Raw genomic sequence first — 16,389 nt, forward strand, 5'->3', positions numbered from 1 at the left:
ACTTGCATGTATTAGGCACGCCGCCAGCGTTCGTCCTGAGCCAGGATCAAACTCTCCATAGAAAGTTTGGTTTCATCTTTCGATGTCCATAGCTTGTTGTTTCTTATAAGAAACGTTGTTTTAAAAATAGAATTAACGTTGACGTATTTTGTTCAGTTTTCAAAGGTCAATCTTTTCATTTGTCGTTAACAGCGACTTTTACATCTTATCACTTCTTCCGAAGTGTGTCAACAACTTTTTCGAAATATTTTTTTACTCAATTTCCGTTTTGTGCTACCGTAGCAGCGACAAGTAATACTATACCAAGATAAAAAAGAATCGTCAACAGTTATTTTCATTTTTTTTTATTTTTTTAGAAATAAGGGAGGGTCTCCTTGCTGAATGCTAGAAGACCCTATCTATATTATCTTGTTGTATAGTATCTGTGATATATATTTTTCCCTTTTGTTTCTTCTTCATAAATAAAGACAAGCTCTTTCTCAACAAGAAAATCTAACACAATTCCTAAGTCAATACTATAAGGCCCTATCTCTTCCTCTGTCATAAGCTGCTGAAATGTCCACGGTTCCTGTTTTTGCTTCATGACGGATAAAAGATGTTTTGAGCCTAAATCAATGCGCTGATTTAATAAAAACTCACTCGCTAAGAAAAGCAGTTCAAGACGTTTTTCAATTCCCTCTTTGCTTTCTACAAGCTCCTCGTACAATTTATAAACCTCAGGCTCAAGTTTCTTCACTTGACTCCATACCGTTACTTCTGGATGAAATCCATGCTCTAAAACTGAAAGACGAGCTAAATGATGTAAAGCGTGAACCATATGATTAAAGGAATCTAAATGATTACCGCTTGTAAAAAACGCTTTTCCTTCTATAAACCGACGAATAAGCTTCGCGAACTCAATTCCTATTTTCTTATAGCGGTCATAGTAAGGAAATTCATCAAGCTGCTTTTTTAAAGTTTCTAAGTACTCATTTCGATCAAAAAGGATTTGCCCATTAAAGATCCAGTCTACAACTCGACGATTGCTGCCGTTTGTTAACCAATCATAAAGCTGTTCCTCTGTTACGGTATAAAGGGCAGCAGTTGTATCGTGACGATGATAGTGTTTAATAAAAAGCGGAACTTCAGCTTTTTTAACAATTACAACGAGTAATGCATCTTGATTATCTGTGACAGGTAAACTTGACTTACTCTTTTCAATAAGCAAAACCCCTAATGTATCACGATTACTTGCTCTTTCCTGATAAATTGGGCGCAGTATATCTTCCATATCATAATTCCTCCAACATTTAAATTCCGTTTCACTTTGAAGGGAACTTCGGTATTCTTCTTCTTTCGACAGCCATTGTCGAAATCCTCTTCTATTAGGCGATAATTCATGAGAAAAATGTGCCATTTCCTATGGTATGATAAGAAAAAGGGAGGGCTTTCATGGCTACTAAATATTCGAGTAAAATTAATAAAATTCGCACTTTCGCTTTAAGTCTTGTGTTTATTGGTTTTATTGTTATGTATGTGGGGATTTTTTTTAGAGAATCAATGCTATTAATGACCCTTTTTATGCTCCTTGGTCTTTTATGTATTATTGGCAGCACTGTTGTTTATTTTTGGATTGGGATGCTTTCTACTAAAGCCGTCCAAGTTGTATGCCCTGAATGCAAAAAGTATACAAAAGTATTAGGGCGTGTAGACATGTGTATGTATTGTAGAGAGCCTCTTACACTTGATCCTTCCCTAGAAGGAAAAGAATTCAATGAGAAATATAATAGAAAGAAAAAAGAAAGCTGATCATGTCGTACGATCAGCTTTCGACTGTTTTTTTATCTTTTGCACATTCTGGACATGTTCCATATATCTCTAAACGATGATGACTAACTTCAAAGTTCGTAATATGCGCAGCAAGTGCTTCTACTTCATTCAAAGCTGGATAATGAAAATCAACAATTTTCCCACAATCATTACAAATAACATGATAATGCTGAGTTGTTACGTAATCAAATCGACTTGAAGAGTCGCCGTATGTTAATTCTTTAACGATTCCTGCTTCACGAAAAACGCGGAGATTGTTATAAACCGTTGCAACACTCATATTAGGAAACTTACCTTCTAATGCTTTGTAAATTTCATCTGCAGTAGGGTGAGACATAGAATTAATTAGGTACTCTAAAATCGCATGACGTTGCGGTGTAATCCGAACCCCAGTACCCTTAAGTACATCCAAAGCCTCTTTTAAATCGTCTGTTGTTGCCACCGCCATGCACCTCTCTTCTAAAAAAATTCTTACTTTATAATGTTTATAATTAGTGTACATCTGCTAAGCTTGTTTTGTCAACTTCTGGCCTTTTGAAATCCACTGTTTCTCTTTCTATTTTATCCTACTTTTTCTTATTATACGACAAAAAAAGAGGCACACAGCATTTCACGCTTTGTGCCTTCTACTATTATTTACCTGAGGAGGTATTCTTCATATTTTTATTATATGAAGAAATCTCTCATTTGTTCATAGACAAATGCCGATTTTATAGAAGATTGTCTCTATTTAAGCCTTTTAATTCTTCTAATACAAATTCGCCATCTTTACGAATTAAAACATCATCAAAGTAAATCTCGCCTCCGCCGTATTCAGGTCGCTGGATAAGAACCATATCCCAGTGAATTGCTGAACGGTTTCCGTTGTCCGCTTCTTCATAAGCTTCTCCTGGAGTAAAATGAAGACTTCCACCAATTTTCTCATCGAATAAAATATCTCCCATTGGCTCTTGAATAAGAGGATGAACGCCAATAGCAAATTCTCCAACATAGCGAGATCCTTCGTCCGTATCTAAAATATCATTCAGTTTCTCTGTTTTATCCGCTTCTGCTCTTACAATTTTTCCGTTTTCAAATGTAAGTGAGACATCTGTAAACGTTGTTCCACGGTATGGACAAGGTGTATTGAATGTAATCGTTCCATTAACAGAGTCTTTGATAGGTGCTGTAAAAACTTCCCCATCTGGCACATTTGCTTCCCCAGCACACATAATTGCTTCTATTCCTTTAATTGAAAAAGATAAATCAGTCCCTTTGCCAACTAATCGTACTCTATCCGTTCTTTCCATTAACTCTTTTAAAGGTTTCATTGCTTCATACATTTTACTGTAGTCAATTGTACAAACATCAAGTAGATAATCTTCAAAGCGTGATGTGCTCATACCTGCTTTTTGAGCGAGCGCTTTTGTTGGATAATTCAAAAGCGTCCATCTTCTATTGTTTATGTAAAATTGTTGAACAGGCTTCATTACCTCTCCACGAATTCGATGTTTCTCAGAAGGTACTTCTGCTAATTCTGCATCGTTCTCTTCTCCAATAACAGCAATGACACAGTCTACATCTTTATATTTTTGCATTTCCCAAGCAGCACTTGTTTCAAGCTGTGTTTTTTCATATCCCATTGCAATATGCTTTGAAATCTCATCATCTAAAATATCCACATAAGGGTAAGCACCAGCTTTATAAATCTCATCAATTAATTCAAGGACAAGTGGGCGTGCAATAAGATGTGCTTTAATTAATACCCTCTCTCCTTCTTTCACCTTAATAGAATGATGTGTGAGCAAACTTGCTAATGTGCTAATGCGTGAATCTCTCATCTTAAACTCCCCCTTTACGTTTCCATATTAATGTAACATACTTAGAATCGCTTGAAAAAGAAAAGCCCCCTAATGAGCAAGAGGGCGTTACTCATGAAGATATTGTTTTAGCAGAACTCGTCGTCTTCTCTATATAGGAGCCATATTTCTTATTCCACTTTTTCACTGACAAAATCGCAATACTTATCGTTACAATTGATAACAAACCTAAACTCGGCCAAAAGTAAGGAGAAACATATCCCTGTTTATATGCTAGTCCAATTGGTGAGAACACAAGATAAAAAGCAAATACAAATCCGATTAAAACAATAGAAGTAAATAAGGAGTATTTCCATGGTTTCATATCCACTTTAGGTTTTGGTGTGAACTTCCATGCTTCTTTCCTTGGTGATATTCGGCTTATAGCAAGCATTATCACAATCTCTGTAAAAAACAAGATTCCATAAACATGAATGTAATTAATATTAATAGGAATATCAAACAATTGATTCATTCCCCAAATCAACATGTAATATGTGACAACATGAAAAATAATAACCACTTTCGCAGCTACTGCAGGAACTTTTCGTGCAAAAATTCCAACAAGAACAACAGCAATGATCGGAATATTAAAGAAACCTGTAAAACGACGGATTAACTCCCAAAGCCCATCTGGAGCATACATTAACAAGGGGGCAATACAAAAGCTTGCAATTGCTAAAACACCGCTAAACCATTTACTTAAATCTAAAAGTTTTCGATCAGACAAAGTTGGTTTTAATGGCTGAATAACATCTAGCGCAAACATTGTTGCTGCTGAGTTAATTAAAGCATTAAAGGTACTAAATACGGCACCGAGAAGCACAACAAGAAAGAATCCTTGTAAATACCAAGGTAGCGTATTAGCTACAAGCGTTGGAAAAGCAAGGTCAACAGATTGCAATCCACCTCCATACATATGAAAGGCAATAACTCCTGGAACCATCATGAATACAGGAACAAGTAGTTTAAAAAAACCTGTATATAATACGCCTTTTTGTCCTTCTGCTAAATTCGCTGCACCAAGCGTACGCTGAATAGCATATTGATTTGTTCCCCAATAAAAAAGATTTGCCCAGATCATCCCGGTGAAAATCGTTAGAAACGGAACAGAGTCTGTACTTGATCCAACTGCATTAAGTTTTTCTGTATGATTTGTTGAAACAATACGAGCTCCCTCGCTTATACTTCCATCTCCAAGCTGATAGAGACCAATAACCGGTATGAATGTACATACAATAATAAGACCAATGCCAATAAAAGTATCTGATACCGCAATAGCTTTCATTCCGCCAAATATTGCAAACACAGCGCCAAGCAGGCCAATAATCCATACCATAACCCAGATAGACTGTGAATATGAGATATCAAGTAGAGCAGGAACATCAAACATTTTCAATACGGCAAGAGCCCCGGAGTATAGCGTAGAGGGAATGGTGACAAGCACATACCCTAGCATAAATAAAAGAACAACAAGGCGTCTTACTCCTTCATCATAACGATCTCTCAGAAATTGAGGCAGCGTTGTAAAAGCTCCTCCAAGATAACGAGGAAGAAGAAGCAAAGCCATAATAACAATCGGAAAAACGGCTGTGACTTCCCATGCCATGTTCGTCATATTTGTTCCATATGATTGACCGTTTAACCCAACCATTTGCTCTGCTGACAAGTTCGTCAGGATAAGAGCTCCAGCAATAAATCCTCCTGACATTCCTCTGCCAGCTAGAAAGTAACCTTCTGTAGTTGAATTTGATCCTTTTGTTTTCTTATACGTCCATATTCCTAAAAGGAGGACAAAAAATAGGCAAGACAATAAAGTAAATAACATATTTTGATTCTCCATATCTCCCCTGCTCCCTGTCGCTTAATTTTTAGTAGGTTTTACGTCGTCAGCAATCATAACTCCAGGAGAAGCTATAGCTTTTGCAGCTTGCTCTTCATGTTTTTCTAATTGTAGGTGTGGGAAAAGAAGTTCAGCTACACGGTACGACTCCTCTAAGTGCGGATATCCAGACAAAATAAATGTATCAACCCCTGCTTCTTCGTATTCCTTCATACGCTCTGCTACTGTTTTAGCATCTCCAACAAGCGCTGTACCAGCACCAGCCCGGACAAGACCTATTCCGCTCCAAAGGTTAGGGCGAATTTCAAGGCCATTTCGATCTCCACTATAAAGAGCAAGCATACGACGTTGCCCCTCTGAATCATGACGCCCCATTTCTTGGCGGGCTTTTTCAATAAGCTCCTCATCAACATATTGAATAAGTTCATTTGCTGATTTCCATGCTTCATCTGCTGTCTCACGCACAATCATATGAAGGCGAATCCCAAACTTAACGGTTCTTCCTTGCTCCGCTGCTAGAGCTTTCACTTTTTCTACTTTTTCTCTCACATGTTCAACAGGCTCTCCCCAAGTTAAATAAACATCTGCAAACTTTGCAGCAATAGGAAGTGCTTTGCTTGATGATCCTCCAAAGTAAATTGGAGGATAAGGAGATTGAATAGGTGGATAAACAAGTCTACCTCCGTTAATTGTAATATGCTCTCCTGAAAAGTCTGATTTCCCGTCTCTCATTAAAGATGTCCAAATATGTAGAAACTCTCGTGTTAGTTCATAGCGCTCTTCATGCTTTACCTGAAGTGCATCTCCAATTTGTTCAGAAGGATTTCCACCTGACACAATGTTAATTAGAAGGCGACCGTTCGAAAATCGATCAAATGTCGCAGCCATCCGGGCTGCAACAGCCGGCGACATAAGGCCTGGTCTCAAAGCAACTAAAAATTTCATCCTCAATGTTTCACTGAGCAAAGAAGAGGCTGTTACCCATGCATCTTCACAAGACCTCCCTGTTGGCAGCAATGCTCCATGATAGCCAAGTGTATCAATAGCTCTTGCAAGCTGTTTTAAATAATCAAAGCTCGTCTCACGGCCACCTTTTGATGTTCCTAAATAGCGACCGTCTCCTGATGTTGGAATAAACCAAAACACTTTCATCTCCCTATTTCCTCCCTACCTCTTTGTTTATAGAAAACAAGAAAGCTCATTCTTAATATGCAAAATGGATGCAGATGAAGAAGTGAGCTTTAGCATTGATGAAGATATATTAACGAAATATTATCACTATTCAAACTATATATCAATTTCAAACGTGTTTAAAGAAAAATAAAAACCGCTGATTCACAGCGGTTTTTATTTTTTATTGCTCTTTAATAAATTGAAGGGCTTCTTCAACATGACCTGCAACACGAACTTTGCGCCATTCTTTTAAAAGCTCCCCCTCTTTATTAATAACAAACGTAGAACGTTCAATTCCCATATATTCTTTACCAAAGTTTTTCTTTAACTTCCATACGTCATAAAGTTCAGCAACTTTATGTTCCTCATCTGCTAGAAGTAAAAATGGAAGATCATGCTTATCAATAAATTTCTGATGACGTGCAACCGGATCAGGACTAATACCTAAAATTACAGCATCAAGCTCTTTAAAACTTTCATGCTGATCGCGGAAATCACAAGCTTCTGTTGTACATCCCGGAGTCATATCTTTCGGATAAAAATAAAGAACAACGAATTTCCCTTCGAAATCAGAAAGCTTAACTTCTTCTCCAGTATTTGAAGGTAATGAAAACTCAGGTGCTTTTTCTCCTAAATTTAATGTCATAAAAAAAGACCTCCTAAACTTATTTTTTATACTATAGCATACTTCAGTTAATTTCCTGCTCCTCTATATCTTTTTACGCCTGTATTCCATAAAGCAATAGATAAAATAAAGAAAGCTAAACCAACAACAGGCGTTAAAAATGAATACCAATACCATTCTTCTCGTTTTAAGAAGTATGCAGCAGGATAAACACCAACGAATGCAAACGGCAAAATCCATGTAAGTATGTAACGAATAACATTGTTATAAATATCTACAGGATAACGTCCGTAGTTTCCGATATTATACATTGTTGGCATAATGGATGTTCTAGCATCAGACCAGAAACCAATTGTAGCTAGTGAAATAAAGATGCCTCCATAAACAAGAGCTCCCCCAATGACAAATAGAAGAAATATAAATGGATCATACCAATGAAATGGAAGATCAAGAAGCGATCCTGCATAAATCATAACCGCTAAACCTGTTACAGCTCCGAAAAGAGATTCAAGTTCAATGCGTTCTAATATAACTTGAAAAAGGCTATGGATAGGTCTTGTTAAAATCCGATCCATTTCTCCTTTTACAATGTATCGTTCATTGAAGTCCCAAATGTTAAAAAAGGTAGAGAAAATAGCAAATGGGACAAGGAAAAATCCGTATATAAAAATAATTTCATCTCTTGACCAGCCATGTAAAAGCTGTGTATGACCAAACACAACGAGAATAAATACTAAGTTAACGGCTTGAAACAACAAATCAGATAAAACTTCAACGAACAAATCTGCGCGATATTGAAGCCTTGTTTTCATATATTGACCGATATATTGAAAAAATATTGAGAAGTAAAACATTTTTCTCTACCCTCCTTGAATGACGAGACGCTTACGAGCGGCCCACCATATTAAAGAAATTGGAATTAATAAAACAACAGACCAAAGCGCCTGAAATAGCAATCCTTGATAAACGTCTGCTCCTTTGAATCCATTCGTGAAAATCATGCTCGGAATATAGCTAATCCCTTGAAAAGGTAAGTATCCCATAATATTTTGTGCCCAAATAGGATAAAAGCTGATTGGTAAAAGCAATCCTGAAAATAAGTCGATAACAACTCGTTTCGCTCGAATTAATCCATCGTTGTTAAATAAAAAGAACGTGGTAATTCCAGTAAGCAAGTTAATTTGCATATTGATAAAAAAGCTAAATACAAGTGAAAGCAAGAAAAGGCCCCATGTTACCGGACTCGCTGAAAATTCAATTGGGAAGATAAAATAAACAATAATAAGACCTGGAATCGAAAAGAAGAAAAAGCGAAAAAGACCTTCACCAAGCCCTTGCATTGTTTTCATACCAAGATAACTATATGGACGAATAAGTTCTACTGCTACTTTTCCTTCCTTAATCTCTGTTGCCATCTCGCGATCAATATTATTAAAATAGAAAGCTCTTGCCATCCATGAAACAGCTACGTATGTTACCATCTGCGTAATCGATAACCCTTCAATATTTTCTTGTCCACCATAAATCGCAGACCACAGAAAATAATAGGCACCAATATTAATTCCATAAATTAAAATACCGCTATAGTAATTTGTTCTGTAAGCAAGCATCATTAAAAAGCGGATGCGAATCATTTCAATATACTTATCCACTCACAACACCTTCTTCATAAATGTTGCGAATAATTTCTTCTGTAGAGATTTTTTCAATGCTCATATCTTGAATTCGGTATGCCCCAACTGTTCTACCAATAAGCTCTGACATAATATCTTGATCTGTACCAACATGGGCAACATATACGTCTGGATGATCACCACTAAACCAAGATACATCAAGGTCTTTCGTTAGTTTAATTAAGTCAGCGTGAAGCGGTGGAACTGTAAATTGGAACGAAATTTGCTTTTGCTCGCCCCAGTTTGTACGCAGCTTGTCTAAAAGACCATCATAAATGACTTTTCCTTCATCAAGCATAATAACGCGCTCACAAAGCGCTTCAATGTCAGCTAAATCGTGAGTGGTAAGCAAAATCGTTGTTTTATGTTTTTCGTTAATTTCTTTAAGAAACTTACGAATCTTTAGTTTTACAAGTACGTCCAATCCAATTGTTGGTTCATCCAAAAAGAGCAATGGCGGATTGTGAATAAGTGCAGCTGCAAGCTCACATCGCATACGTTGACCAAGGGAAAGCTTTCGAACTGGCTTGTCTAAAAGTGGTCCGATATCAAGTGTTTCAATAACATGGTTCATATGCTCGTTATAATCTTCGTCAGACACTTTATATACTTTTTTCAAAAGACGAAAAGATTCCTGAACCGCAATGTCCCACCAAAGCTGAGAACGCTGCCCGAATACAACTCCAATCGTTTGAGCAAATTTCTCTCTTTCTTTATGTGGATTCATTCCATTTACACGCACATGGCCGCTTGTTGGGGTTAAGATACCTGTTAGCATTTTTATTGTGGTTGACTTCCCTGCGCCGTTTTCTCCAATATAACCAACCATCTCTCCTTGCTTGATTGACATTGATACATTATCAACAGCAGGAACAATCTTATATTGACGAGTAAAAAGATCGCGAAAAGCTCCTTTTAATCCTGAACGATTTGCGTATGCTTTAAATTCTTTACGCAATCCTTTTACTTCAATAATTTCCTTCATCTTCACTCCTCCATCTCTTTTTACTATTTACCATACGTTAGTGTAACCAATAAGACGCATCTACACAAATGGTAAGATTGCTCCCTCTAGTACATAGAGGCAAAAGTTTGCTAGAATAGAAGAAGAAACTTTAATGCTCTAGGAGGCATCATTTATGAGATTTACAAATTCTGAAAAATTACATAGCGAGGCACTTGAACATATTGTTGGGGGCGTAAATAGTCCTTCTCGCTCATATAAAGGAGTTGGCGGCGGTACCCCCGTTGCTATGAAGCGCGGTCAAGGCGCTTACTTTTGGGATGTTGATGACAATCAATACATTGACTACCTTGCAGCGTATGGACCGATTATAACAGGTCATGCACATCCCCATATTACAAAAGCTATTACAGAAGCTGCTGAAAATGGCGTTTTATATGGCACACCAACAGCACATGAGGTAAAATTTGCGAAAATGCTAAAAGATGCAATGCCGAATTTAGATAAAGTACGCTTTGTGAACTCTGGAACAGAAGCCGTAATGACGACAATTCGCGTTGCTCGTGCTTATACTGGACGTGACAAAATCATTAAATTTGCTGGTTGCTATCACGGTCACTCTGACCTTGTCCTTGTTGCAGCAGGTTCTGGTCCTTCAACACTTGGAACACCTGATTCTGCTGGAGTTCCCAAAAGTATTGCAAAAGAAGTTATTACCGTTCCATTTAACGATATTGAACCATTTAAAGAAGCTCTTGCAAAATGGGGAGACGAAATTGCCGGTGTTCTCGTAGAACCGATTGTCGGGAACTTTGGAATTGTAGAACCAAAAGAAGGCTTCCTACAAGCTGTAAATGATCTTGCTCATGAAGCTGGAGCGCTTGTTATTTATGATGAAGTTATCACAGCATTCCGTTTTATGTATGGAGGAGCTCAAGATTTACTTGGAGTCAAACCAGACTTAACTGCTCTAGGAAAAATTATTGGAGGCGGACTTCCAATCGGAGCTTATGGCGGTCGTCAAGATATTATGGAAAAAGTAGCACCGCTTGGACCTGCTTATCAAGCAGGCACAATGGCAGGTAATCCAGCTTCTATTCTATCTGGAATTGCTTGTCTAGAAGTACTGCAAGAAGAAGGCGTCTACGAACGTCTTGATCAATTAGGTGAGATGCTTGAAGAAGGAATTGCCGCCCACGCTAAAACATACAATGTTCCTATTACGATCAATCGTTTAAAAGGTGCTCTTACAGTGTACTTTACAAATGAAACTGTAGTGAACTATGAACAAGCTGAAAATACAGACGGAGAGATGTTTGCAAAATTCTTTAAGCTTATGCTAAATGAAGGCATTAATCTTGCTCCTTCTAAATATGAAGCTTGGTTTTTAACAATAGCTCACACAGAAGAAGATATTACAAAAACGTTAATAGCGGTTGAAAAAGTTTTCAGTCAACTGTAAGTAACTAACCAAAAACACCTCTAGAAACCTTTCTAGAGGTGTTTTTTTATCATCGTCTAAAAATGGTGGTTTTTGTTGAAGATTTTCTCTTGATATCCTCTCCTAAACCTTGTATAGTAGGTTATTGTTTAGCAATTACTAAAAGAAAAAATTATTTTCTAAAAGCTATAGAGCGCTCCTTCTTCTCTATTTAGTAAGGAAACGCTGACTGTTTATTAAAGATAATAAAAGTCAGACTTTCTTTTTTTACCAAATGATTTATAATGTGGTTTCAGAGAAAAACTTTATTACGAAGGGAATGTCATTAACTCTCACCATGAAACTTGGTGCTCGTATTTTCAAAACAGGAATTGCAATTACACTTGCCTTATTTTTAGCAGAGCTGCTTGGACTATCAGCGCCTGCATTTGCAGGGATTGCGGCTATATTTGCGATTCAACCATCTATTTATCGTTCTTATTTAACGGTTTTAGACCAGCTTCAGGGAAACATTATCGGAGCTTTAGTAGCGGTTATCTTTTCTCTTACACTAGGGAATCATCCCGTTGTAATCGGATTGACGGCTATTCTAGTTATTACAATCAACTTGCGTCTAAAATCCCAAAATATTATTCCGCTTTCTCTAGTAACAGTTATTGCGATTATGGAAAGCACAACGATTGAATCAACAGATTATGCTTTGCTTAGATTTAGTACTGTCATGCTTGGAGTATTATCAGCCTTTATCGTAAATTTTATTTTTCTACCACCTAAATATGAGACAAAACTTTATTATAAGTTGACACACATAACAGAAGACATTATTAAATGGATTCGAATGACCTTAAGAGAAGCTTCCGCATATACACTGTTGAAAGAAGATATTGAAAAAATTGATGATCGCCTTAAACAAACTGAACAAACGTTTGATTTTTATAAAGAAGAACGAAAATACTCTAAGAAAAATGCTCATGTAAAGTCTCGTAAACTTGTTTTATTTCGCCAAATGTTGCTTACAACAAAAAGAGCATTAACAACGCTACGTTTGCTGCATAGACTTGGCAATGATATTCATCACATGCCAGAGAAATTTCAAACAGTTTTAAAAGAGCAAATAGAGTACATTTTAAGCTACCATGAACAAACTCTTTTAAAATTTATTGGAAAAGTTCGTGCTCAGCAGCCGCATAAAGCGATTGACCCTTCTTGTACAGGGAAACGTGGGCTTATTGATACATTTATGAAATATAAGCTTCTTGAAGATGAAGATGAAAATAAAATGCTGTATAATCTCTTTCCGCTCATTGCTTCTATCATTGAATATGGAGAAGAACTTGAACATCTTGATTTGCTTATCGATAGCTTTCAAAGCTATCATACAACGGAAAACTCTTTTGAGATTAGTGGTGAAGAAGAAAATTAAAAAGCACGTGTCAGCTGACACGTGCTTTTTTAGTTTTTCATTCTTGGGTCAAGTGCATCTCGCAATCCATCTCCAAGTAAATTGAACCCTAAAACAACAAGCATGATAGCTACTCCTGGAAAAATCATTGTCCAAGGTGCTTGAATTAAGTATTGCTTAGAATCCGCTAGCATTCTTCCCCATTCCGCATTCGGAGGCTGTGCTCCAAGTCCTAAAAAGCCAAGCGCAGCTGCCTCAATAATAGCTGTTGCAACTGCAAGCGTTCCTTGTACAATAATAGGCGTAATGCTATTTGGTAACACATGATGAAATAAAATACGGTGATCTGACATACCAATTGCTTTCGCTGCTAAAATATATTCTTCTTCTTTAACACTTAACACTCTTGAACGAATTAACCTACCAAAGTTCGGGATATTAATGACAGCAATGGCAATTAACGCATTTTGTAAAGATGGACCAAGGACTGCTACAATTCCAATAGCTAATAAAATACTTGGAAAAGCAAGTAAAATATCAAATATCCGTGAGATGATAGCGTCTGCAATTCTTCCATAATAACCTGCTATAATCCCAAGAAAGCTCCCTACAATAATAGAGCCCATTACAGAAAAAAAGCCAACCCAAAGTGATGTTTTTGCTCCGTGCAGTACGCGTGAAAATACATCCCGACCAAAATCATCTGTTCCAAACCAATGCTCACTTGAAGGGGCCTGGAGTCGTTCTTGCAATTTTTGCTCATTTACCCCTTCAGGAGCAATAACAGGAGCAAATATCGCTAAGAGAATGAAAAACAGAACAATGGCGCCTCCTACTAAAGCAAGTTTATTTTTTTTGAAACTGCGCCACCCTTCTCGAAAAGAAGAAGATGTTTCTGCTACAACAGGAGGTTCAGGTGGTAAAAGGTTATTTTTCATTAATTCTGCCATTTGTTGCTCCTCCTTTACTTGTTATATTTAATCCTTGGATCAATAACTGTATACAACAAATCAACGATTAAATTTATACATACAAAGAGGAGAGCAATAATAAGAATTCCAGATTGAATCACAGGATAATCACGATATCCAATTGCTTCATAAATATAACGTCCAATCCCAGGCCAGCTAAAAATTGTTTCTGTTAAAATAGCTCCTCCAAGTAATACTCCAAACTGTAAACCAATTACCGTAAGAATCGGAATCACGGCATTTTTTAAAGAATGTCGATAAACAACCCAAAACATACGAAGTCCTTTTGCTCTTGCAGTTCGAATAAAATCAGAGCGCATAACTTCAAGCATACTTGAACGTGTAATACGAGCAATAATAGCCATCGGAATTGTTGCAAGCGCAACGCTCGGTAACGCTAAGTGTTTTATAACAACAGCGAATTGATCCCATTTTCCTTGAACAAGAGTATCAAATATGTATAACCCTGTTATGGAGTCAATTGGGTTTCGAATATCTTCACGACCCGCAGTAGGCAATAGATCCCACTGAATTGCAAACAACCATTGTTCCATCAAACCAAGCCAAAAGATTGGCATTGATACGCCGATAAGAGCAAGAAGCATTGCGATATAATCAAACCAAGAATTTTGAAACCAAGCACTAATAATTCCTGCATTTACCCCAACCACAATAGCAATAATAATGGCCACAAGAGATAGCTCTAGTGTTGCTGTTAGATATGGCCAAAGCTCTTCACTAATCGGGTTTTTAGTCCGTAATGACTCTCCTAAATCACCTGTTAAAAGATTTCCAATATAATGAAAGTACTGAGTATACCATGGCTCATTTAAGCCAAGCTCCTTCGTTAAGGAATCGATAGCATCTTTTGTAGCAAGCTGTCCTAAAATAACTTGAGCAGGATTTCCTGGAATAGCTCGGATCATAAAAAAGACAATAAGAGATAGTCCAACTAGGACTGGAACAAGCATTAATAAACGTCGAATAATATACGTAATCACTTTACTTCTCCTCCCTCTTAAATTTCAAAAAGGGAGTAAATAAATTTACTCCCTTTTTAAATTGTCTATTCTTTAATTTCAACTGTATCTAAACGATCTGACCCTGTTGGATGTGGAGCAAATCCTTCAATCGTCTTGTTTCCTGCAAGAGCTGGTTTAGAATGTACAAGTGGAATCCACGGAGCGTCATCTTTGATAATTTCTTGCGCTTTATTATAGAGTTCATTGCGCTTTTCTTTATCAATTGTTGATTGTGCTTCGATGAGCAGTTCATGGACCTCTGGATTCTTATAATAGGTGTAATTGTTGCTTCCGATTGCATCTTCATCAAGTAAAACGTAAAGGAAGTTATCTGCATCACCATTGTCTCCTGTCCAGCCTAGTAGAAAACTATCTGCTTCACCTAAGCGGGCTTTTTCTAAATACGTAGCCCATTCATACGTTTTAATATTGGCTTTCACCCCGATATCTGCAAAGTTAGATTGAACAGCTTCTGCAATTTTTTGACCATCTGGCATATATGGGCGTGGAACAGGCATTGCCCATAGTTCAATCTCAAATCCATCTTCATATCCTGCTTCTTTTAATATTTCTTTTGCTTTTTTAGGATCATATGGATATGGATCTAAAGCTTTATTGTATCCTTCAACAACTGGAGGCATTGGGTTAGCCGCTACCTGTCCTTCTCCTGCATAAAATGTTTTCAGCAATGCTTCCTTATCAACTGCATAGTTCAAAGCTTGACGAACTTTTTTATCTTTTAACGGGCCACGATTTGTTGTTAATCCAACATACGCTACGTTTAGTGACGGACGGAAAAATGTTTTTAAGTTAGGATCGTTTTCGATAGATTCTACTTCACTGAAGTTTACTCCATCAATTAAATCCGCTTCCCCCGTTTTTAGCGCATTAAGACGAGCCGAGTTTTCTGGAATAACCGTAAAAATGACCTCGTTTAATTTCGGACGTCCTTCGTTCCAGTAATCTTCGTTTTTTGTAACTGTAATGCGGTCATTACGTTTCCACTCACTAAACTTAAATGCTCCTGTTCCAACAGGATGATCTCCAAACTTATCTCCTTGCTCTTTTAAAGCTTTTGGAGAGGCGATTGCAAATGGAGACATTGCTAAGTTTTTAAAGAATGGGGCAAGAGGACGCTTTAATTTAAATTCCACCGTGTACTCATCAGGAGTATTAATTTGCTCAATCACATCTCCAAATTGTGAATTATAGTAATAAAATTTTTCTTCATTTCCACTTTTCCATCGCTCAAAATTCACCTTTACAGCTTCTGAATTAAAGTCTGTACCATCATGGAACTTAACACCTTCACGTAATTTAAGCGTATATGTTAATCCATCCTCAGAGGTGCTCCACTCTGTCGCAAGACCTGGTTCAAGCTCTGTGTTCTGTTTTCCGAATAGAATTAACGTATCAAAGATATTTTGAGTCACTTTAAATGACTCACCATCTGTCACAATTGCTGGGTCAAGAGAGACAGAATCGCCGCCGCGAGCAAATACAAGTGTGCTACCTTTCTCCCCATTTCCATCTGCTTTCTCCGAATTACTACAACCGGCAAGAGTCATCACAATTGCCACCGATAAGACCAGTAACCCAAACGACCATTTCTTTTTCCTCATTTCTTT

The 16,389-nt window shown here is 37.2% G+C and carries 15 protein-coding genes and 1 rRNA gene; 3 read left to right on the top strand and 13 right to left on the bottom strand.

What is annotated here, in order from left to right; genetic code table 11:
* Together B9N79_RS19265 and B9N79_RS19270 are read right to left on the bottom strand one after the other, a co-directional pair.
* Positions 1 to 62: ribosomal RNA gene (locus B9N79_RS19265) — 16S ribosomal RNA — on the bottom strand; the annotation flags it as partial.
* A 341-nt stretch (positions 63 to 403) separates the two neighbouring features.
* Complete coding sequence (locus tag B9N79_RS19270) at positions 404 to 1,270, bottom strand: nucleotidyltransferase-like protein (RefSeq protein WP_040060631.1); 867 nt, start codon at positions 1,268 to 1,270, stop codon at positions 404 to 406.
* Between the two features lie 161 nt (positions 1,271 to 1,431).
* Between B9N79_RS19270 and B9N79_RS19275 the strand changes: the two genes are divergently transcribed.
* Positions 1,432 to 1,788, top strand: coding sequence for a YgzB family protein (locus B9N79_RS19275; protein WP_019390632.1), 357 nt, complete (start codon positions 1,432 to 1,434; stop codon positions 1,786 to 1,788).
* A gap of 13 nt (positions 1,789 to 1,801) precedes the next feature.
* Here B9N79_RS19275 and perR read toward each other — a convergent pair whose 3' ends face one another.
* The 8 genes from perR to B9N79_RS19315 form a co-directional block, all read right to left on the bottom strand.
* Positions 1,802 to 2,257, bottom strand: a complete 456-nt coding sequence (gene perR / locus B9N79_RS19280) for a peroxide-responsive transcriptional repressor PerR (protein WP_019390631.1) — start codon at positions 2,255 to 2,257, stop codon at positions 1,802 to 1,804.
* Between the two features lie 262 nt (positions 2,258 to 2,519).
* Positions 2,520 to 3,629 (bottom strand): aminopeptidase, encoded by a 1,110-nt coding sequence (locus B9N79_RS19285; protein ID WP_040060633.1) that lies wholly within the window; start codon positions 3,627 to 3,629, stop codon positions 2,520 to 2,522.
* A gap of 91 nt (positions 3,630 to 3,720) precedes the next feature.
* Positions 3,721 to 5,490 carry a solute:sodium symporter family transporter gene (locus B9N79_RS19290; RefSeq protein ID WP_040060635.1) on the bottom strand — a complete coding sequence of 590 codons (1,770 nt, stop codon included), beginning with the start codon at positions 5,488 to 5,490 and terminating at the stop codon, positions 3,721 to 3,723.
* 21 nt (positions 5,491 to 5,511) lie between these two features.
* Positions 5,512 to 6,642 (bottom strand): FMNH2-dependent alkanesulfonate monooxygenase, encoded by a 1,131-nt coding sequence (gene ssuD, locus B9N79_RS19295; RefSeq protein WP_040060637.1) that lies wholly within the window; start codon positions 6,640 to 6,642, stop codon positions 5,512 to 5,514.
* Between the two features lie 202 nt (positions 6,643 to 6,844).
* A complete protein-coding gene (gene bcp, locus B9N79_RS19300; RefSeq protein ID WP_040060639.1) occupies positions 6,845 to 7,309 on the bottom strand; it encodes a thioredoxin-dependent thiol peroxidase in 465 nt (154 codons plus the stop codon).
* 47 nt (positions 7,310 to 7,356) lie between these two features.
* Positions 7,357 to 8,142: an ABC transporter permease gene (locus B9N79_RS19305; RefSeq protein WP_040060640.1), complete on the bottom strand. Its 786-nt coding sequence runs from the start codon at positions 8,140 to 8,142 to the stop codon at positions 7,357 to 7,359.
* A 6-nt stretch (positions 8,143 to 8,148) separates the two neighbouring features.
* Positions 8,149 to 8,940, bottom strand: a complete 792-nt coding sequence (locus tag B9N79_RS19310; protein WP_019390625.1) for an ABC transporter permease — start codon at positions 8,938 to 8,940, stop codon at positions 8,149 to 8,151.
* Entirely contained in the window at positions 8,933 to 9,946 is a 1,014-nt protein-coding gene (locus tag B9N79_RS19315; RefSeq protein ID WP_019390624.1) for an ABC transporter ATP-binding protein, read from the bottom strand. The genes B9N79_RS19310 and B9N79_RS19315 overlap by 8 nt, the downstream gene beginning before the upstream one ends.
* 154 nt (positions 9,947 to 10,100) lie before the next feature.
* Between B9N79_RS19315 and B9N79_RS19320 the strand changes: the two genes are divergently transcribed.
* A complete protein-coding gene (locus B9N79_RS19320; RefSeq protein WP_019390623.1) occupies positions 10,101 to 11,387 on the top strand; it encodes a glutamate-1-semialdehyde 2,1-aminomutase in 1,287 nt (428 codons plus the stop codon).
* A gap of 316 nt (positions 11,388 to 11,703) precedes the next feature.
* Complete coding sequence (locus B9N79_RS19325) at positions 11,704 to 12,789, top strand: FUSC family protein (RefSeq protein WP_019390622.1); 1,086 nt, start codon at positions 11,704 to 11,706, stop codon at positions 12,787 to 12,789.
* 29 nt (positions 12,790 to 12,818) lie between these two features.
* Here B9N79_RS19325 and nikC read toward each other — a convergent pair whose 3' ends face one another.
* From nikC to B9N79_RS19340, 3 genes are all read right to left on the bottom strand, one after another.
* Positions 12,819 to 13,718, bottom strand: coding sequence for a nickel transporter permease (nikC, locus tag B9N79_RS19330; RefSeq protein WP_085118817.1), 900 nt, complete (start codon positions 13,716 to 13,718; stop codon positions 12,819 to 12,821).
* 14 nt (positions 13,719 to 13,732) lie between these two features.
* Positions 13,733 to 14,740 (bottom strand): ABC transporter permease, encoded by a 1,008-nt coding sequence (locus B9N79_RS19335; RefSeq protein ID WP_019390620.1) that lies wholly within the window; start codon positions 14,738 to 14,740, stop codon positions 13,733 to 13,735.
* A gap of 65 nt (positions 14,741 to 14,805) precedes the next feature.
* Entirely contained in the window at positions 14,806 to 16,383 is a 1,578-nt protein-coding gene (locus B9N79_RS19340) for an ABC transporter substrate-binding protein (RefSeq protein WP_040060864.1), read from the bottom strand.
* Positions 16,384 to 16,389 lie beyond the last annotated feature (6 nt).

Origin of the sequence: Priestia filamentosa, assembly GCF_900177535.1 — a bacterium.
In the GTDB taxonomy this organism is placed as follows: domain Bacteria; phylum Bacillota; class Bacilli; order Bacillales; family Bacillaceae_H; genus Bacillus_I; species Bacillus_I filamentosa.